This window comes from Bradyrhizobium sp. STM 3566, from assembly GCF_045571445.1.
Classification (GTDB): Bacteria; Pseudomonadota; Alphaproteobacteria; order Rhizobiales; family Xanthobacteraceae; genus Bradyrhizobium; species Bradyrhizobium vignae.
Genome location: NZ_CP120692.1, coordinates 6769276 through 6788839, shown reverse-complemented (window position 1 = coordinate 6788839; position 19564 = coordinate 6769276). Strand labels below are relative to the sequence as shown.

16 protein-coding genes are annotated in these 19564 nt (G+C 58.4%); 10 read left to right on the top strand and 6 right to left on the bottom strand.

The window, feature by feature from the left end; translation table 11 throughout:
* Positions 1–673 precede the first annotated feature (673 nt).
* Positions 674–1048, top strand: a complete 375-nt coding sequence (locus P6U27_RS32205) for a hypothetical protein (protein ID WP_407193310.1) — start codon at positions 674–676, stop codon at positions 1046–1048.
* Between the two features lie 230 nt (positions 1049–1278).
* On the top strand, positions 1279–1626 hold the full coding sequence (locus P6U27_RS32200) for a ferredoxin (RefSeq protein ID WP_209294984.1): 348 nt from the start codon (positions 1279–1281) through the stop codon (positions 1624–1626).
* Between the two features lie 445 nt (positions 1627–2071).
* Here the strand turns inward: P6U27_RS32200 and P6U27_RS32195 are convergent, their stop codons facing one another.
* Positions 2072–2815 (bottom strand): OmpW/AlkL family protein, encoded by a 744-nt coding sequence (locus P6U27_RS32195; RefSeq protein WP_407193309.1) that lies wholly within the window; start codon positions 2813–2815, stop codon positions 2072–2074.
* A gap of 445 nt (positions 2816–3260) precedes the next feature.
* A complete protein-coding gene (locus tag P6U27_RS32190) occupies positions 3261–3668 on the bottom strand; it encodes an arsenate reductase family protein (protein WP_407193308.1) in 408 nt (135 codons plus the stop codon).
* A gap of 546 nt (positions 3669–4214) precedes the next feature.
* Here P6U27_RS32190 and nifH point away from each other — a divergent pair.
* The 7 genes from nifH to P6U27_RS32155 all read left to right on the top strand — a co-directional run bounded on the left by nifH (position 4215) and on the right by P6U27_RS32155 (position 12075).
* Positions 4215–5099 carry a nitrogenase iron protein gene (gene nifH / locus P6U27_RS32185; protein WP_122406910.1) on the top strand — a complete coding sequence of 295 codons (885 nt, stop codon included), beginning with the start codon at positions 4215–4217 and terminating at the stop codon, positions 5097–5099.
* A 145-nt stretch (positions 5100–5244) separates the two neighbouring features.
* Positions 5245–6033, top strand: a complete 789-nt coding sequence (locus tag P6U27_RS32180; protein ID WP_407193307.1) for a nitrogen fixation protein NifQ — start codon at positions 5245–5247, stop codon at positions 6031–6033.
* Positions 6034–6329: 296 nt separating this feature from the next.
* A complete protein-coding gene (nifV, locus tag P6U27_RS32175; protein ID WP_407193306.1) occupies positions 6330–7520 on the top strand; it encodes a homocitrate synthase in 1191 nt (396 codons plus the stop codon).
* Positions 7521–7979: 459 nt separating this feature from the next.
* Positions 7980–8321: a nitrogenase stabilizing/protective protein NifW gene (gene nifW, locus P6U27_RS32170; protein ID WP_122405467.1), complete on the top strand. Its 342-nt coding sequence runs from the start codon at positions 7980–7982 to the stop codon at positions 8319–8321.
* A 990-nt stretch (positions 8322–9311) separates the two neighbouring features.
* Complete coding sequence (locus P6U27_RS32165; RefSeq protein ID WP_122405466.1) at positions 9312–10421, top strand: electron transfer flavoprotein subunit alpha/FixB family protein; 1110 nt, start codon at positions 9312–9314, stop codon at positions 10419–10421.
* Positions 10422–10432: 11 nt separating this feature from the next.
* Positions 10433–11740 (top strand): FAD-dependent oxidoreductase, encoded by a 1308-nt coding sequence (locus tag P6U27_RS32160; protein WP_407193305.1) that lies wholly within the window; start codon positions 10433–10435, stop codon positions 11738–11740.
* Between the two features lie 38 nt (positions 11741–11778).
* Positions 11779–12075 (top strand): ferredoxin family protein, encoded by a 297-nt coding sequence (locus tag P6U27_RS32155; RefSeq protein ID WP_122405465.1) that lies wholly within the window; start codon positions 11779–11781, stop codon positions 12073–12075.
* Between the two features lie 196 nt (positions 12076–12271).
* Here P6U27_RS32155 and P6U27_RS32150 read toward each other — a convergent pair whose 3' ends face one another.
* Positions 12272–12820, bottom strand: coding sequence for a carboxymuconolactone decarboxylase family protein (locus tag P6U27_RS32150; RefSeq protein WP_407193304.1), 549 nt, complete (start codon positions 12818–12820; stop codon positions 12272–12274).
* 6 nt (positions 12821–12826) lie between these two features.
* Positions 12827–13381 carry a peroxiredoxin gene (locus P6U27_RS32145; RefSeq protein ID WP_122405463.1) on the bottom strand — a complete coding sequence of 185 codons (555 nt, stop codon included), beginning with the start codon at positions 13379–13381 and terminating at the stop codon, positions 12827–12829.
* Between the two features lie 1126 nt (positions 13382–14507).
* On the opposite strand from P6U27_RS32145, the gene P6U27_RS32140 reads away from it, so the two are divergent.
* On the top strand, positions 14508–17576 hold the full coding sequence (locus P6U27_RS32140) for a Ulp1 family isopeptidase (protein ID WP_407193303.1): 3069 nt from the start codon (positions 14508–14510) through the stop codon (positions 17574–17576).
* Positions 17577–17681: 105 nt separating this feature from the next.
* Here the strand turns inward: P6U27_RS32140 and P6U27_RS32135 are convergent, their stop codons facing one another.
* Together P6U27_RS32135 and modC are read right to left on the bottom strand one after the other, a co-directional pair.
* On the bottom strand, positions 17682–18440 hold the full coding sequence (locus P6U27_RS32135) for a DUF2478 domain-containing protein (protein WP_407120880.1): 759 nt from the start codon (positions 18438–18440) through the stop codon (positions 17682–17684).
* A complete protein-coding gene (modC, locus tag P6U27_RS32130) occupies positions 18413–19558 on the bottom strand; it encodes a molybdenum ABC transporter ATP-binding protein (protein ID WP_407193302.1) in 1146 nt (381 codons plus the stop codon). Before modC ends, P6U27_RS32135 begins: the two co-directional genes overlap by 28 nt.
* Positions 19559–19564: the final 6 nt, after the last annotated feature.

The window sequence follows — 19564 nt, the reverse complement described above, 5'->3', positions numbered from 1 at the left end:
ACGGGCCTAGCGCTTTATTGTGCTCGAGCTGCCTGAGGCGCTTTGCCCTCGAATGAGGCCATTGTGCTCGTGAGCGCTGTTAGATGCGTGTCACAGCCTTTAACCTCCGTAGCACCAAAGAGCTGCTCCTGCGCTGGCTCGCCAAATCGAGCCGGCAGGCGGGACATGCTTGCTACCGCCGCTGATATGTTTGAGCGGGAAATGCCCCCGGCGGCTGGAAGTTCGCCGAGGGCATCGTCTGGGCTTGGAGATGGCGGGACCCAGACTGACAGGATCGTCTGGGGATGAGGAACGACGATCCTGTGTCAGAAGGCCGGCCGGTACAGCTGGCTTTATTGCCTGCGCTGCAACTGGCGTGCCAAACGTCGGTTCGTGGGACGCTCTTAGCGAATGGCGCCACCATCGTCAGTTAGGGCTCGTTAGGAGCAAATGCATTAATGGGCCGTGCTCGTTGTTTCGCACTTTCCACTGCACGCTCGTCTTGACGCGTATCGTGTGAAGCGTGGTCCCAATAGCGGGCCGCTGTGTTGCGGGTCTAGCATTGATTGCGACCGGCTTGGTCTGCTGCCGCAAAGGTGGCTCGGCGACTCTCGGGACAGACGGCATCTGTTGAGCAAACGACAGGTAGGCAGCGGCCGAACGCAGCGTCTAGCTTCAGGGCGAAAAAGATGCTGTGACCCGCGCCGGTCAATGCGGTCAGCAATGGCAGAACACGTGCTCGATTCACCACACCATCTTCGAGCTTCTCGCTAGACTGCTCGACGGTCATGAAGATCGCTGCTCGTTCCAAGATATGATAGCGCAAGAGCTAGATAGAGTACCCGAGCTTCAAGGTTATTCTGCGCACGGAAGGTTGAAGCGGGAGGTCAAACGCTATGTGAGGTTTGTCGTGTCAGAAACAGAAGCGAACGACATTGTCGCAACCTTCGCAACAATTGTGAGTCGCGCAAAGCAAGGGATCGTTGCAGAAAACGAAAGTTACGCATCTGGTGCGCAACTTGCTTTGGAGAAGTTGGACAGTGATGCCGGAGCGGAAAGACCGGAATGAGGGCAGAAGAGGTTGGAACTGATCAAGGGGGCTCCTCTGGTCGCGAGAATATCTATCACTGATCTAGCGACGACAATCACGATGGCGCCCACCCATTTCGCCTGCTTTCTCAAGCGCGAGTGGAAATGTTAGCATCGATTGCTTGATGCGCTGTTAGAATTGTGGGGGCGATGTGCTCGCAACCCAGGCTCTTTTCAGATGAAGCCCATTGACTCAGGAGAGGCAGGCGCATGAACTCAGAAACCGAATTCGAGCTTCCTCAGCTTTATAGGCATCATGTCTTTGCCTGCAACACGCAGCGTCCGCCAACTCATCCGCACGGCAGCTGTGGCGCCTCCGGCGCGCAAGCCCTATGGGATCGGATGGCCAAGGCGATCGAAGCGCAAGGTCTCAACGATATTGGCTTCACGATGGCAGGCTGCCTTGGCTTTTGTAACTCTGGTCCCTTGATGGTCGTCTATCCCGATGGAGTGTGGTACCGCGCGACCACGCCTGAGGATGTTGACGAAATCGTAAACTACCACCTCAAGCAGGGCAAACGTGTCGACCGCCTTGTGATGGTGCTGAAGCGAAGCTAGAGGCGTCGATTAGCTGCCACTTGCCCGGGCAAACAAGCATCGACGGCCTGTCCGACGATGAGCTGGCGGCTCGGAACTCAGATCGTCTGAGGGTTGAGCGTAACCATCACGCTTCGGATGTGAGAACAGCAAGTCATTCAAGTTGCCGCCGCGTGCCGCCATTCTTCTCCGGCGCAATCTGCAAATGGCGCCTTTGCAACGCGCGACCAGTAAGAATATGAACATATGCTGGGTCGATCTGGTCGTGTACGGTCACTCCATACTGCACGATCCGTAGCTCACAGAGAGCAGCGCTGCGAATAGCTCTCCGCATCTCGCGAGATGACGCATTCTTGACGCGTCATCTCGTTCTGCTTGCACTGCGGTAAGGCTAGGGGACGCGCTCGATGAGATCGCCGCGTCTCCCGTCATCAAACGGACTCCCCGTTTTGATCCTGTTCTAGCGCTAGAACTTGTATGTGACGCCGCCGCTGACGAGCCATGGGTCGATGTTGGCACGCCCGGTGACGGCAATCGCATTGTTTACGATCGCGGAGTACTCTGGCCGCAGCCACAGCTTCTTCACGTCAAAGTTGAGGCCCCAGTTACGATCAAGCATGTAATCGAAACCGAATTGGACCGCCGCGCCGAACTGGTTGCTGATGCGCAAATCCGTCACTGCAAGACCGGCGAGAGACGTATTGGCTGCCGATTGATTGAAGAATGCGGTGTAGTTGATGCCCGCGCCGATATAGGGCTTGAGCGCGCCGAAATCGGTGAAGTGATATTGCAGGGTCAGTGTTGGCGGCAACAGCCAGGCTTTGCCGATATCGAGGCCAGTGAGCGCGCCATTGCCGCTGATGTGATGGCTGGTCACGCCGAGAATGAGTTCGGCGGCAACGTTCTTTGTGAAGAAGTAGGTGATGTCGAGCTCGGGTATGGCTTGATCGCTGATTGATAGCCCAGAAGTTGGTGAGGACAGCGAGGGCGCCCCGGCGACGTTGACCGTGCTGCCTGCGGTAGCTGGCAAAACGCCAAGCACGCGCAGGCGGATCATCCATGGATTAGAGGGTTCAATCGGAGGCGCTTTATAGTAGATCGGCGCCCGAGCCAGATCCGCAGCCTGTACCGGGATGCTGGCCAACGAGGTCGCTAAGGCGAGCAGCGATGCTATCGTCGTAACTGTCCTTGTTCTCATCGAATTCTCCATTCCAAAGTCCGCGCGAAGAGCCGCGCGAGATCTCTGTCACACAGGGCGGGTGAGGGAGGATTTGACGTCGATCAAAATGGGAGCGGCCATAAGGCAATTATGTCGCTAAGTTGCTTAAGGATCACGCCCGCGAAGGGTGGTGGTCTGTTCTCATTCTTATTCAGTTCAAGAGAGACAGATCTCTTCAAAAAACCACGTCTCTGATCGCTGCTCTGATCCAACCCAGGCCGCGGAGTTCATGCGTGATAAAGGGGCGTAACTGCTGCGGCCTCTCACCCACTGGAACGGTGAGAAGAACGGCATTCGAGGATGCCCGTTACAGAGCAGTCACTCGCGCAGGCCCGTGTCAGCGAAGGCCTCGTCGCCTATTTCCCGCGTAGGTCGGAAGGTGGAAACGTCATCTTTCGCCTCGCTTGATGTGCTGGAGGTACGGTCCGCTGTTTTCTCACGTCCGCGGGCAACGCGTGCGGTTTGCGTCGTGTAAGCATCCCTCCAGATCATCTTGCGACGTGCGGCCAAGCAGGGACAGCAAGGGCTCATGTCCAGCACATCGTGCCCCGCCTACATCGATCAGCGGTCGTCGTATCAGGAGCGGATCGCCCACCATCAATGTGAGTGCGCTTGCCGCGTCGATAGTATCTGGATTGACTTCGCCTGACTTAATACGGGGCGCAGCTCGGTTGAACCAGAAGTCGACGGGCATGTTGCCGAAGAAGCCGCGCAAATCCTCCGTATCCCATGGCTGTTTCAAGATGTCTCGGGCGATCACGTCGTGGCCGGCGGACTTCAGCGCTCGAATCTGACGCGCGTTGGTGGCGCAGCCGGGCTTCTGATAAAAGATGATTGTCGCCATGACATACCTATGTAGGTGCGTTGAGCTGAACGATTGGCATGGGGGTGCTACTCTCGAGAGTTGATCCGAGTTTATAGCCGATCATCTCAAATGCGGGCGGGCCAAGCGCCGTACCGTATATGCAACTCTTGCCGCTGGTGCGCCAGGTTTCCAGTCCGAGCGGCATATTCAGTGTCCTCAAGCCGGAGCAAGTTCCGTTCCGTACCTTAAGCCATCGGAACAGGTCACGCTAAATCTGCTTTTCGGGTTGATGGTTGTGGTCGTTGTTAGTTTTCTGACAGCCACGCAGATCGAAAACGCCCAGAGCCTCACTCACCGGCCGCCTGTTTTAGAAACGTAATCAGAAGCTTAGGACGCACGGGCAAGCGTTGGCACGGCGGTTGCTGATAAGCGGCAGCAACACTGAGTGAGGGCTGAGTGCACGTCGACGCGTAAGACGAGCGATGCGCTCCTTCCCTTGAACCCGTGTGCCCCGTTTCTGAGAGAGAAACAAGTTTGCGTGCAAGAAGCGCGAAACGTTTGGTAAATCGGTTGATGGAGAGCAACATGTCTTCACTGAGACAAATCGCGTTCTACGGAAAGGGCGGCATCGGCAAGTCGACCACTTCGCAGAACACGCTGGCGGCGCTGGCCGAGATGGGTCAGAAAATTCTGATTGTAGGGTGCGACCCAAAAGCGGACTCGACCCGTCTGATTCTGCACGCTAAGGCGCAAGACACGATTTTGAGCCTTGCGGCGAACGCCGGCAGCGTGGAGGACCTCGAGCTCGAGGACGTAATGAAGATCGGCTACAAGGACATTCGCTGCGTGGAGTCCGGCGGTCCTGAGCCGGGTGTCGGCTGCGCCGGCCGCGGCGTCATCACCTCGATCAATTTCCTGGAGGAGAACGGCGCCTACGAAAACATTGACTATGTTTCATACGACGTGCTCGGTGACGTCGTCTGCGGTGGCTTTGCGATGCCAATCCGCGAGAACAAGGCACAGGAAATCTACATCGTGATGTCAGGTGAAATGATGGCGATGTATGCCGCGAACAACATTTCCAAGGGCATCCTGAAATACGCGAACTCTGGCGGCGTTCGGCTGGGCGGTCTGATCTGCAACGAGCGGCAGACCGACAAGGAGCTAGAACTGGCGGAAGCGTTGGCCAAGAAGCTAGGGACTCAGCTGATCTACTTCGTGCCGCGCGACAACGTGGTGCAGCATGCCGAGCTACGCCGCATGACGGTGCTCGAGTATGCACCCGATTCCAAGCAGGCCGATCACTATCGCAATCTTGCGACCAAGGTTCACAACAATGGCGGCAAAGGCATTATCCCGACTCCAATCTCTATGGACGAACTCGAGGACATGCTGATGGAGCATGGCATTATGAAGCCCGTGGACGAATCCATCATCGGCAAGACCGCCGCTGAGCTGGCGGTCTCGTAAAAGTCGCGAGTCGCGGCCTTGTGAAGGCGCGCGACGGATGCCGGTCTCCCCCCGTCGATCCCGGGAGGCCGGCATTCTACGGATCGACCCTGATCAAAAATATGCGGCAGCGCAAATCTGACTACTGTGGAAACCCAAAAAAATCATGTCCGAAGCGCACTTCCTCCCGTTGATGGCTGCTTGCGCCATTGATGCGAGCAGCCAGGTGCATAGGGGAATTGCAACCTACCGCCTGCTCACCGGTGTGCCTCCTGCAGACGCCGACATTGCCCTTGAGAGCAATCTCGATCGCCATGTCCTGGCGTCGATCCTGGCGGCTGCCACAATGGATGGTGGCTTCCTTCCCGAAAAGGCTGGCCTGTCCGGCCTTGAACTGGCGGCCTTGCTGGAGCAGTACTTTCCTGCGCTTGAGATTAAGCTCGCGGAGCAGCTCTCGGCTTTCAAGTGCGAAGAGGACGACGAGATCGCAATGCTGCGCGATCTCTTGCTCAATCAACGCTCGACGGAAGGAAATATCGGGCGCTGGCTGGCTGCGATGATCGCGCGCCGTGCCATTGAGCCAGACCACCTGTGGGAAGCTCTCGGCTTGCGCAATCGTGGCGAACTATCTCGTCTGCTGAGCCGCCATTTCGCGCCGCTCGCCGCGCGCAATGTCAACAATATGCGCTGGAAGCGCTTCTTCTACCGCATGCTTTGCGAAAATGAAGGCCTTGTGATGTGCACGACACCCGTGTGCAATCAATGTCAGGACTTCAATCTCTGCTTCGGCGAAGAAAGCGGTGAGAGCCGGATGGCCGAGCGCCGGCGCGACTTTCTGTTGCAGGCCGCTCGGCCGTTCGTTGCCGGCGACTGGCCATCCGAACTGCCACAAGGCTCCGCTATCGCTCCGTCATCTGAGAGAGACTCGCCGGAGGTAAGCCGCGCGCGAGAGTGAGGACGCGGTTGATGCGGTTTCGATGCGAGCGAGTGACCATGTATGCAAGGCGGCGGCGGGCCCCAAGCACTCCGCGACAATTCTCACATCCTGGCGCGCGACAATTGCATTAACGTTTGAATTCGGCGCAGCAACAGGCAAGCCATCCGCTTCACGAGCCTGTCGCATTTGCAACAATCTGTATGCTGAAGAAAGTCGAGGACGGAAGCGGTAGAGTTCCCAACGGGTTGCCTGGGACGGCGGGCTGGCATGCTGGTTGCTGAAGCGTCGTAGGTCAAACTATGAGGAGCTCTCGCGTGATTGCCGCCAGCACCGCCGCCAAAACGTCTTGGTCCGACCAAGTGCGCGCCAAGCCCACCGTGCTCAACGACACGACATTGCGCGACGGCGAGCAGGCACCTGGCGTTGCGTTCACCACAGAGGAAAAGCTGGCAATCGCGCAGGCGCTGGCGCGGGCCGGTGTCACGGAGATCGAGGCGGGAACGCCGGCAATGGGCAACGACGAGATCGAGGCCATTCGCGCCATTGTCGAAGCAGATCTTCCGCTGACCACCATAGGCTGGTGCCGAATGCGCGAGTCCGATGTCGAGGCGGCGATTGAAGCAAAGGTATCCATGATCAATTTGTCGATCCCGACCTCCGATGTCCAGATCGCGGCCAAGCTAGGTTGTCCTCGCGACCAGGCGCTGGAGCGGGTGAAGCGAGTGGTAGGATGTGCCTGTGAGCGCGGCCTTGAGGTCGCCGTCGGTGGTGAGGATGCCTCCCGCGCCGACATCGAGTTTCTGATCAGGCTGATGGCAATTGCAAAAGCCGCGGGCGCGCGTCGCTTTCGTATTGCGGATACGCTAAGCGTGCTCGATCCTGACGCAACCTACGCGCTGGTCAGGAATTTGCGTGCGTCCACCGATCTCGAACTCGAATTTCACGGTCACGATGATCTCGGGCTCGCAACCGCCAACACGCTCTCCGCCATCAAGGCTGGCGCGAGCCACGCCTCAGTGACCGTCATGGGGCTGGGCGAGCGGGCCGGAAATGCACCGCTCGAGGAAATCGCGGTCGCACTCAAGCAGCTCTACGGGTGGGAGACCGGCATCATACTCCCGGAGCTCGAACACGTTGCCGCGGTGGTAGCAGCCGCGGCCGCACGTGCTATTCCTACGAACAAAGCGATTGTCGGAGAGCATGTATTTACGCACGAATCAGGCATTCATGTCGCTGCCCTTTTGAAGGATCAACGCACCTATCAATCGCTCGATCCCGTTTTGCTTGGTCGCTGCAACCGTTTTGTGATCGGCAAGCATTCCGGAGTTGCTGCGATCAGCGCGTTACTCGATGAACTGCAGCTCGACGCCAGCGCGGATCAAGTCAGACAGATCCTGTTGCAAGTCCGCAAATATGCTATCGAGCACAAGCTGCCGGTCGAGCGTGAAACCATCGCGGCGATCTGGCACGACGTGTGCGGATGCCTGGCATCGCGCCCCACGTGAAAAGCCGTGTCCAGCGTTTGCGTCGACGATTCGCAACCGGCTGCGCCGCAAGGATGGTGTCCGATGTCGCTGATGGGCGAACGGCGTCCAACTGGCGAGCGTCAGATCCCCGGCGCGATCTTACCTCCAGATCTTACTTGCCGTTCCGCCATACGTGCTGTGATCTCCTACCCAATGGCGAGCCGTCCGCGGACTGCCAATCGGCGTCTTCTCGCGCGACTGATTTCCGGTCCGGCGAGCGTCAGCTCCGATCGCGGTTTGGCCATTAATCTCGGAACTTCATCGGGACTGACTATGTCACCGACGGACCTGCCGATCTGGGCCGGGAAGTTGAGGGCATGGCTTTCCGCAGTCACGCTATGGCGATGCGCACCAGCTGTGCGAGGCACGACGGCAGCACTCAACAGGCGCCAGGCCATCTCATTGGCCGTCCAGAGCTAATCCGAAGGAGAATTTTTGATGATAAACTCATCCCCCGCAGCCGGTATCCTGGATCGGCTCAGCAAGGCCTCATCGGCAGAGGATTTCTTTTCGCTGCTTGGCGTCGATTACGACCCTAAAATCGTGAACGTCGCGCGCCTTCACATCTTAAAACGCATGGGACAGTATTTTGCCAAAGAACAATTTACTGGTGCCGCAGAGCCGGAAATCAGAGCTCGGTGCAAGGCGATGCTCGAGCAGGCCTATGCCGATTTCGTGGCATCGACACCGATCGACCAGCGAGTGTTCAAGGTTTTGAAGGATGCCGTCGCAGACCCTAACAAGCCCGCGGCCTTCGTCCCGTTGAGCGAGCTGAAGTGATCTCGCGCTCCACTGCAAGCAAGGTTTGTCCGTCGGGGCGCCGTGACAGCCCGATGTGGGGCTTTCGTTTCATCTGGGTCAACTCTCTGCGGCCGTGACCCAAGCGGTGCCTGTCGTATTCCCGACCCATGTGTGGACCGGTCGTGTCTACGGTACAGCGGCCATTTCAAGTGTCTGCCAAACCGGTACGTTTGACCGACCTTCAGTGGTTTTTGCAACTGGTACGACACTTGCTGTTGTCCTGCCAATCCGATCATCGATGCCGACAGATGGTAGTCGTCCGAGATGAGATTGAAGAAAGACGAAATGATGCTGCTTTTAGTGCCTGCCGAGCGCTTCACCATCATCTCGTGGCCTACGATCGCTTGGTCGGTTCGAAACGGTGTTTGATGCGACCGAAGCTGCGTGTCGACGGTGAGATGGTGGTCAATGGATAAGTTGCCTCTTCGCGCTACACCTGCAGAGGGTGTGCACAGCATCGTGCGCATCAAATCGATCCCTGATTCCGCTCAGATTCGTATCCATTCTATGACGGATAGCAACATGCGTCAGGGAGAGGGCCAGCGTCGGCCAATGGGGGTCTTCGATGCTGGAGGCTCGCCATGGATTGCGTGACAGGTGCGTGGCCGGGATTGCCCTCGTTGTCACCGTCAATGCGGAGCCGCTGGGCCGAAAGTGAGGCGCAGGTATTGCGCAGCGAACGGACTTACCAACTCAGGCATGGAAGCGACCGGTCAGAGCCCGCGGCGCCCTGGCCGCTGCGGTGGCGCTTGTCGAACCTGGCGCGCAAGCGTCCAGTTTGGAGGACCTCTCCAAATCCGGCCGGACCGGTACGTCTGTCGCGACGGCGCCTCTTGTTGTGCGGCCGATCGGACCAAGCAGACGGGGCAGAGCAGCCGGCCCCTTGCTGACCAAAAGTGATCCTCAGTCAACGAAGCTAAAAAGTAAACCTGTGGCGCTGGCGCGCCTATCTTTGGGGGAATTTAGAGTATGAGCAATGCCACCAGAACGGCCATGCCTGCGGGGACCGGCCGCGCAGCATCCAAAAAAGAACTGCCGGAGCACTTTAAGGCGTACAAGCACGTCTGGGTCTTTGTCGAGTTGGAGCGCGGCCAGGTGCATCCGGTTTCCTGGGAGCTCATGGGAGCGGGGCGCAAGCTTGCTGACAGGCTAAAGGTAAATCTTGCCGCTGTCGTTATCGGTCCAGAGGGGCAGCACACACGTAACGCCGCGCTTGACGCCTTTTGCTATGGCGCCGATCTGGCTTATATCGTGAGCGACAATGTTTTGTCGGATTACCGCAACGAATCCTATACCAAGGCGCTAACCGAACTCGTCAACACCTACAAGCCCGAGATCCTGCTGTTGGGGGCGACCACGCTCGGTCGTGATCTCGCAGGTTCCGTGGCGACGACTCTGTCGACGGGACTCACTGCCGACTGCACGGCGCTGGACGTCGACGCCGATGGTTCGCTCGCGGCCACGCGTCCGACCTTTGGCGGCTCGCTGCTCTGCACGATCTATACCTTGAACTATCGTCCCCAGATGGCAACCGTCCGCCCGCGAGTCATGCCGATGCCTGAGCGCGTCGTACGCGATGCCGCTCGTATCATCGTCCATCCGCTCGGCCTTCTCGAAGATGATATTGTCACAAAAGTATTGTCGTTCCTACCCGACCGCGATGCAGAAACATCCAATCTGGCCTATGCCGATGTCGTGGTTGCGGGCGGCCTGGGACTGGGATCGCCTGAGAACTTTCAGCTGGTCCGCGAGCTCGCAACTCTGCTTGGCGCTGAATATGGCTGCTCGCGTCCTCTGGTACAAAAAGGGTGGGTTACGTCTGACCGGCAAATCGGCCAGACGGGCAAAACCATCCGGCCAAAGCTCTATATCGCCGCCGGCATTTCCGGTGCGATCCAGCACCGGGTTGGCGTGGAGGGCGCTGATCTGATCGTCGCCGTCAACACTGATAAGAACGCTCCGATCTTCGACTTCGCCCATCTCGCGATCGTCAGTGACGCCATCCAATTGCTACCGGCGCTGACCTCCGCATTTCGCGCCCGGCTTTTGCCGAATTCGCGGGCCCGGATCGCGGTCTAGAGGAGATGAAGATGATTGAAGAGAGATTCGATGCGATCGTGGTCGGAGCGGGTATGGCCGGCAACGCGGCGGCATTGACTATGGCCAAACGCGGCATGAAGGTGCTGCAGCTCGAGCGGGGCGAATATCCAGGATCGAAGAATGTGCAGGGCGCCATCCTTTATGCCGACATGATGGAAAAGCTGATCCCCGAGTTTCGAGAGGAGGCGCCGCTCGAGCGTCATCTGATTGAGCAGCGGTTCTGGATCATGGACGATCGCTCCCATGTCGGCATGCATTACCGTTCAGACGACTTCAATGAGGAACGGCCGAACCGATACACGATTATACGCGCCCAGTTTGACAAATGGTTCTCTTCCAAGGTGCGGGAGGCCGGCGCGACCGTGCTGTGCGAGACGACCGTCACTGACCTCGTACGGGATGAGCGTGAAAGGATCGTCGGCGTTCGTACAGATCGCCGCGACGGCGAAATACATGCCGATGTCGTCGTGCTGGCCGAGGGGGTCAATGGCCTGCTCGGGACGCGCGCGGGCCTGCGCGCGCGGCCGACACCCGATAACGTTGCGCTCGCGGTGAAGGAGATGCACTTCTTGCCTCGCGAGACTATCGAAGCGCGCTTCAATCTCAAGGGCGATGAAGGCGTCGTGATCGAGGCGGCCGGTACCATTTCCCGCGGCATGACGGGTATGGGTTTCATCTATGCCAACAAAGAGTGCATTTCGCTCGGCATCGGTTGTCTCGTCGCCGACTTCCAGCGCACGGGCCAGACACCCTACGGCCTTCTCGATCAATTCAAGAGCCATCCCTCTGTGGCGCCCCTGATAGCAGGGTCCGAAGTCAAGGAGTATTCGGCTCATCTCATTCCTGAAGGCGGGTACAAGTCGATCCCGCAGCTTTATGGGGAAGGCTGGGTCGTGGTGGGCGATGCGGCCCAACTTAACAATGCCATTCATCGTGAGGGCTCCAATCTCGCGATGACTTCCGGGCGCATCGCCGCAGAAGCAATAGGTCTGGTGAAGTCGCGCGGCGAGCAGATGACTGCAACAAATCTGTCGATCTACAAGAAGATGCTAGACGACTCCTTCGTCATCAAAGATCTAAAGAAGTACAAGGATTTGCCGCCCCTAATGCATACACAGTCACAAAACTTTTTTCTCACCTATCCGCAGCTCATCTCCAAGGCGATGCAAAACTTTGTGCGCGTCGATGGTACGCCCAAGGCTGAGAAGGAGAAGGCGACCCTGAAATCCTTTGTCAAGGCGCGGTCATGGACAGGTCTGTTTGGCGATGCTTGTCGTTTTGCTCGGGCCTGGCGTTGACCGCGACAGTATGAAGCTCAACAATGGAAGATAAATGCATGAATGCCGAACCCCCAGTGCGCGTCGAGGACAAGCTGTATTACAACCGCTATCTTGTCGATATCGGTAACCCTCACGTCAAGGTCCGTGCGCACACCACGCCATCGCCGCAGCTACTTGCACTCCTGAAAGCCTGCCCCGCGCGATGCTATGAGCTCAACGACGACGGCCAGGTCGAGATAACAGTTGACGGCTGCATCGAGTGCGGCACCTGCCGCGTGATCGCCGAGCCCACCGGCGACATCCAATGGACCCATCCGCGCGGCGGATATGGAGTGCTGTTCAAGTTTGGATGATGGTGGAATTAAGGGCGGTGGTGCGGCCGGCGTTAGGCGATAGGGTCTCACCGCATCTGTGGCGCCTCCCTTGCACGGCTCCTGGAACTCGAGCAAGCCACTCTTTCGTGGGGACGCTGCGCAAGACATGAATTGCAGAGTGGTTGTGGCGTCACTGAATGGCGCCACAACCAGCGATTGGATGCTAGAGGAAGGATCAACCCCTCGCCTGAGAGGAGTTGGGCCCAGCGGCCTCGATTGCGATCGCCACTGACTGCATGATCGCGGCAAAGCGCACGGCAGTCTGGATCGCTTCGGAATTGACGCCCGCGGCTCTCAGTGTCTTCTCATGGGCATCGAGGCAGGCACCGCAGCCGTTTATGGCGGAGACGGCAAGCGACCACAGCTCAAAGTCGGACTTGTCCACGCCGGGATTGCCGATGACGTTCATACGCAGCCGTGGCGGCATCGTCTTGTATTCCGGGTTGGAAACGAGATGGGCGAAGCGGTAGTAGACGTTGTTCATTGCCATCAGGGAGGCTGCGGATTTCGCTGCGGCAATCGCCGCGGATGTCATCACAGCGGACGCAGCCGATTCCATCGTGGCAATCAGGGCTGCATTGCGGGTGGCAATCGCGCTCGCCAGCAGCAGCCCGTATTTTCGCTGCGGCGGAAGCGTCTCATCGGCCACCAAGGAGGTCAAATTAAGCCTGACATCCTTCGCGAACTCGGGAATCCTGTCGCTTAGTTGTTCGATCGAAGACATGCTGCCTCAAGCAACCTTCAAGGTTTCGCCGCCGATCTCGCGGTTGCAGGGACAGAGCTCATCGGTTTGCAGCGCGTCCAGAACGCGGAGCGTGTCCTTAGGACTGCGCCCGACACTGAGATTGGTCGCATAGACGTGCTGGATCGTATTTTGGGGGTCAACAATAAAGGTGTAACGATAGGCAACCCCTTCGGGTGAACGCACGCCAAGACCATCGACGAGCGTTCCCTTTGTGTCGGCAAACTGCCAGATTGGCAGTTTGTGCAGGTCGACATGTGAACGCCGCCAAGCGAGCTTGCAGAACTCATTGTCAGTCGAACCACCCAGTACAACCGCATCGCGGTCGGCGAATTCCTTGGAAAGCCGGGCAAACTCAGCGATCTCTGTCGGGCAGACGAAGGTAAAATCCTTGGGATAGAAGAAGATGATCTTCCATTTTCCTGGAAAGCTCGCTTCGGTCAACGTTTCGAATGCACTCTGTCCTCCTTCTTCCTGCGCTTGAAAACCGGGCTTCACGCCTGTGATTTCGAACGGCGGCAACTGACTTCCAACTCCGAGCATGCTGTCCTCACAAATTTGCTCTCTGTACATGGTGGCTTCACTGTTGAAGCAAGCTATGTGCCATCCGTTCTCAGGAGTGGAGTCCAGCGGCCTTTGATACAGGCGTGCCCGCGCGCTGGGAGCATCGATCAGAGAAAAATCTGTAGCCAAGCGCTTCCTTGCAAGGCTCATGAAAACAGCCTTGCTTCGCGCGACCGGCTGAGATGTTCCCTGCAAGGGTCTGGTCGAAGCCCATTCTGCGTCCCTCAGAGCAAACTGCCTCATCGCGCCATCAATGTGATGAATGACTTTCGACCTGCCGAGATCTAATGGAAATACTGAACCTGACGAAGCGCGAGGTTCGCAGCATCTGGAGCAAACAAGAGCGGCTGTAACGCCGCGACAACATTTGGCTTGTAAGTCCAGATGCTCGCCGTTGCTGAGCAAGGCGCGAGTAATCATAGGCTACGGCGCTTCGCTCATTGAGGCGCTGAAGCGGCCGGCAGGCTCGAGGCTTTTCCGGATCCTGAAATGTTTGAGAGCCAACCAGGCTCCTCGTCGGTGCCGATGGGGGCTTGAACTCTACGTAGCGTCAGGTTGTACAGTCTGGATCATACATGCGGCGATCACTCTGAAGCCTCATCATCACGAGGAGAGAGCTCACTGTCTGAAGATCTTAGGTGTCGGGTAGGTAACTATGCAGGCATGGCCCGGTTTGTTGCGGATGTGAGGGCATTGGCGTGAAGAATTGAGTGAGAGCAAAAAGCTCAGTCGCAAGCATCAAATTCCGGCAGATCTTCCAACGCAATGGATCAGCTCAATTTCGACCCCGATGCGCCGCAGGCGACCTCGCCCTGGAGTAGTACGCGAGGTCGTTGCTCTTCGTATGAGGCAAGTTGGCCTTCGTCTCTCTCGGACCGTTTTCAGTTATTAGCGAGGCCAATCAGGAGCGGGCGCTCTGCAGCAGCACGCAATGCTGGGCAGGTGTGAGTAATGCGCGAGTTCGGAGAGGCGTGCGCTGGGGGTCTCTTTTGTTCAGGCATCGGTCTCGTCGGCCGGCTTCTTTAAGCTGGAGTATCTGTGGTCGGTGCACCGGAGCGTGACTCCGGGGCGACTATGAAGAGTTATGTCATCTAAGGAGAGTGGTATGGAGCCGGGATATAACGATCCGAACTATTGGATGCGCTGGTACGCCGAGCAACAAGAGCTGCAGCGTGCGCGGCAAGAGGCCGATGCTGAGCCTCCAGATCAAGCTGGCTTCGAGCAGCAGTTGGGTGAGCTGCAACTCCGCTCCGCTGAGGAGAGTTCGTCCGAGTCGAGTTCGCCCGAGGCTCCAGCTCTCCGGTCGCACGAAAATATCGACCGTCCGGATATCGGTGGTTCGATGCGGATGCCGCCCAGGTCCAACCTGCGGGACAGTTCCTTCAGCAGCACGCGTTACAGCGTCGATGTTCCGCACGCTCATCTTGGCTCGGCCGCAAGCGATTACCAATCTGACTTGCGGGACAGGCCATTCAGCAGCATGCGCTACACAGCGTCGTCGGAACTACAACCGGAGGCGCGGACCAAGGAGAGCAAGTCCCGTGGACTGTTCTCGCGGGTCAAATCAGGGCTCGGCAAGGTGTTTGGAGGAAGTCGCCGGGAGAAGTCGTCCGGCGGCTCGTCCTCCGACGCCGTCTATTCAGAGCTCCGCATGGATTTCGCAAAGCGCAGTCGACCGTCCGAGGAGGACCTGGAGCTGATTGAAGAGTTCAAGACGGCATTGGGTAGCGCGAACCGGAAGACCAAGACCATCGAGAACTACGTGACTGCTCTTCGAATGTTCAGCGAGTTCCTCCGACCCAAAGGGATCACGCTGAAGGACTTGCTTGGCAATGCTGATCGGCTAGCCGCCTATAAAGATGAGTTTATGAAGGTGGCGAGCGCCAATAGCAGGAACTATGTGGGTGGAGCATTGGAGACACTCCGAAATTTCCAGGCTGGAAATCCCATTCCGGCCCCAGCTTTTGTGACCACGCGAGAGCAACCGATGCATCCCCAGGACGAGCGGATGATCCGCCAGTTCGTGGAAAACGTCAAAGACTACAGAATTACTCCCGATGGTACCAGAGGCCGCGGGACTGGAAAGGTCCCGGCTGCTACGCTCAAGTCCAATGTGCAGGCGCTCAACACGTTCGCTCGTTGGCTCCGAGCCCAGAATAAGGGGCCATTGGCTCTTCGGGCGTTCAATGAACCAAGGTCGCTAGCCGCCGACATCGACGAATACGTCGAAGCTGGTGGTGATGATCGTGACCGCCTTAGCGCGGCACTGTCTCACCTGCGCAGGATCGGGGCTGACGGGCTCCAAGCTGTCGGTGCCGGGGCCCGCCTGATGGGGCGCGAAACATTGTCGGCTCATCCGGAGGACATCTCCACGATCGATGACTTCTTGACCGACGCTCTGTCCAAGCTTGGATCTGACGCGACCAAAAAAGAGAAAGCCGCCGTTTCGACGATGGTTTCCCGGCTACGCTCCTTTAGTGATTGGCTTCAAAGGGAGGGCAGGCCGAGCATCATGGACCGAATCGGCGGCAATCCTGCGCAGCAATCGTCATTGAACGCAGATTATGCGGCGTTCAGTAAGGCCACAAAGCGGACGGCCCCACTCGATCCATTTAGAGAGTACCTAGGTCTCGAGCCCCAACAAGGATTTCGCCCTTACGAGGACGACGCCCGCCTCATTGAGGGCCTCGCCAACGAAGAGCTGAGCAAGCTCGACCCGGGTTCCCAGCACAGGAGAAAAACCATTCAAGGTACGGCCTCGGCGCAACGCAAGTTCAGTGACTGGCTCCGCACAGAGGGTAGGGAGAGCATCGCGAGCCGAATCAACGGCAACAATGAGCAGCAACGCTCGCTGGATGCCGACTACCGGGCTTACGCCGATGCCAAAGGGAAATCTGGCGTGACTCTCAAGAAGCTCAGGCAGTATGTGCAAGTCGTCGAGGCAAACAGAGCGCTGGGTGTACCCTCTCCTCAGCAAAGAGCAGGCTCGGACTCAACCTCCATCCCGACCTGGATGCGAGATTTGCCGACGCCGCCGTCCGAAAGTGAGTGGCCGCCGATAGTAGCCCGGTTTGGGCAGGCCGGCTTGCTGGAGCCGGCTGGGTCGAGCTCGACTTGGTCTCCACAACTGCCGACCTATTTCGACTTTCCAACGCCGAACGGTGAGCCAGCTCGGTCCTCAGACATCTATCGGGGTCTCGGTTCTTTGGTTGACCTGCCGTCCACACCGCAGGACATGCGTGACGATGCCCAGTCAGGGCCGGTGCAGAGCCCTGCCGGCAGACCTCCGTTCTTCATCGGGCCATCAGGCGTACCTCAAGAGCTGGAGGATATCGGATATCTCGTCGGCGAGGATTGGCAGCATGGCTCACAGCCGGTGCCGGATTTCCTGCTCGATGTACTGGACAATAAAATGCTGTTACCAAGTTCGCGAATGGCTCCCCAGCCGGTCTCCATCAACGGGGAGACCTACTCCATCACGTTGGGTCCGCGAGGACGCCGCGACGCTCAGCTGATCCATCATGGTGGCCCATCCTCGGCTCCTAAGGCCAGGGTCGGCGGTTCGGCTGCGAGTGCCCCTGCCGGCGACCGCAGCGGGCGGGTGCTCGGAGCCAGGGACTGGCTGGGCGACGAGCATATCCAGCGGGACTACGAACTCCTGGCCCAGGAGTTGTGGGCGAGCAATCCAAATCTTGCCGCCCGGACCCGGTTTGCAGATCCTCTCACCGCCTTTCGGGTGGGCCAGGGTACCAACGCCGCCGCGCTATCCGCATTCCATCAGATTGTCGATGATCCCAATGGTAACGACACAGCCGACTTTCTGTTCTTACCGGTGAATGACGCCAGCACCATGGACCTCGATGACCGCGGGTCGCATTGGTCGTTGCTGCTGGTGGACCGCCGCGATCGCAACAATCCGGTCGCCTACCACTACGACTCCGCCCGGGGACGCAATGACAGACCCGCAGCAATGCTCGCAGCGCGAGTGGGAGCCGGAGACAACCTGCAAAACGCCCCCATACGCCAGCAGAGGAACGGCTACGATTGCGGGGTCTTTGTGCTCGACGGTACGCGGGCGCTGGCCAGGCGCTTAGCGGGAAGACGTCAGCCAGACCTGAACCTAAGCAATCTCGTCGTCGACCGGCAGGCACTGCAGAACCGACTGAGGGATTGATATCGGCCGAACGGGCAGCTGGTTGAACTCTCGCCATAGAAGGTCCGCAATCGGCACGTTCGCAAGGCATCGCGGTGGCGCAGAGCGTGGGAGCGGACGCAAGAGCTAAGGCTGTTTTCGGAGGCGGCGAAAGAGCCTGATGGGCGATTTCGGAGACGGCGTGGACGACAGTGTCACTGTCGTCATCAAGCGATCCGGTATCATCGTCCCCAAGTGACCGCAGCCGGGGCTGAACGCCCCGCTGCGCGCCGGGCGCGTTGAGATCTCGCGCCACCACTGCTCCAAGGATTGACGATCACAAGGCAGCAGCGTGCCAACGCCCGCGGTGAAGGTTCGCCAGTCGGCAAGGCATTTTTTCGGAACGGCTGTCAGGACTGGTACGCCTCGGGTGATCGCGTCAACGAATTCGGTGCGCAGACCCCGGCCAGCGGCTTCCTGTTTCGCGAATTTGTTGATGACAAGAAGATCGATCTTGTTGCGAAGTGCCCGGGAAACGACAGCTGCGGCCTCGGCAAGCCCATTTGCATCGAGATTACAGGACATAGCTCCGCTGCCAAGTGGTTGGGAAATCGAGATCTCTTGTCCTGTGGTAACGTCGATTGCGAGCATGACATGCGTGCCATTTGCGCACCTCGCGTGTCGCTGCACGATGCCGCCGATGCGTACGCCTTGCTGCGCGATATCCTGAGCGAAATCGGCGAGTAGCCTATCCACATCGTCTTTTGGGCGGTAGAGAATGGCCGCCACACTTTTCGAATCTATATCATCCAGATTAACAATCACGACCGGGTTCCTGTTGATGTGTTTCTCGTGTCGGGCATAGCTGTCGAACGCTCTCATGCGGATCGTGGCAGTGCTTTGCAATCACTGCTCGGCAGCCCGAGCGGAACGGCGCGCGCGACCTCCGCAAAGACGTCCGCTCCATTGCTGAGCCGCAGCGCATCAAAGGAGCGGCGCGTGATGCGCGCCAAAAGCGGCACGCCAGAACGGCCAGTTTCAAGAGCCAGCACCAAGGTGACCTCCGCCTCTCCGAACGGCAGAGAGGCTTTGATGCGTGCCGGAAATACATTGAGGATCGAGCTTGCACGTCGTGGCTCGCACGCAATGTTGACGTCGCCGGCTGCGATGCGCAGACGCAGCTTCGCGCCCGGTCTAAGCGGCAATCCAGGTACCAGAAGGCGTGCTCCGTCGAGGCGGAGCATGATCAGCCCGTAGCGTCCGTCATAGCCGCCGACCAATGTATCAAGGCAGACTGCCGCTTCGCCGCGCCTGGCAAGCACCGGACCGCTCTGAACAACATTGAGCGGCCCGGCCGCAGTCACGAGGCCATCTTTCATCATGACAAGATGATCGGCAAAACGCTCGATATCAGCGATATCATGGGTGATGTAGATCATCGGCAATGAGAGCTTTTCCCGCATGCGCTCGAGAAATGGCAGGATCTCGCATTTGGCGGAGCGGTCGAGCACAATGAGTGGATCGTCTAGCAAAAGTAGCTGAGGCTGGCCCAACAGCGCGCTGCCAAGGGCAAGTCGCTGTCGTTCGGCCGCGGAAAGATGTGACGGCGAACGCTCGAGCAGCGGCGACAACTCGAGCAAGTCGACCACTCCATCAAAATCGATGAGTGTTGGTGTCGATTTTGACGCCTTGTATAGTAGGGTGCGCCGTACAGACCAATGAGAAAGAGGAATTTGTGGTCGGAATACATATGCGACGGGACGCAGATGAGGCGGTCGAAACGTCGTCTCGTCCTGCCAAATCTCTCCATCGACGGCACAAAATCCAGTCGGCACGTGCTGCACGCCAGCGATGCAGCGCGCGAGTGTGGTCTTGCCGCACCCGGGCGGACCAAAAATCGCTGTGACGCCCTTGGCTGGCAGGCTGAATTGCGCATCTAACGGAATGTTTGCGAGAGAGCCGTTGAACGCAACCTCAATACAGCCCGTTTTTCCTTCTCTCATGAACCTGCGCCTGTGCTGCATGTTCCT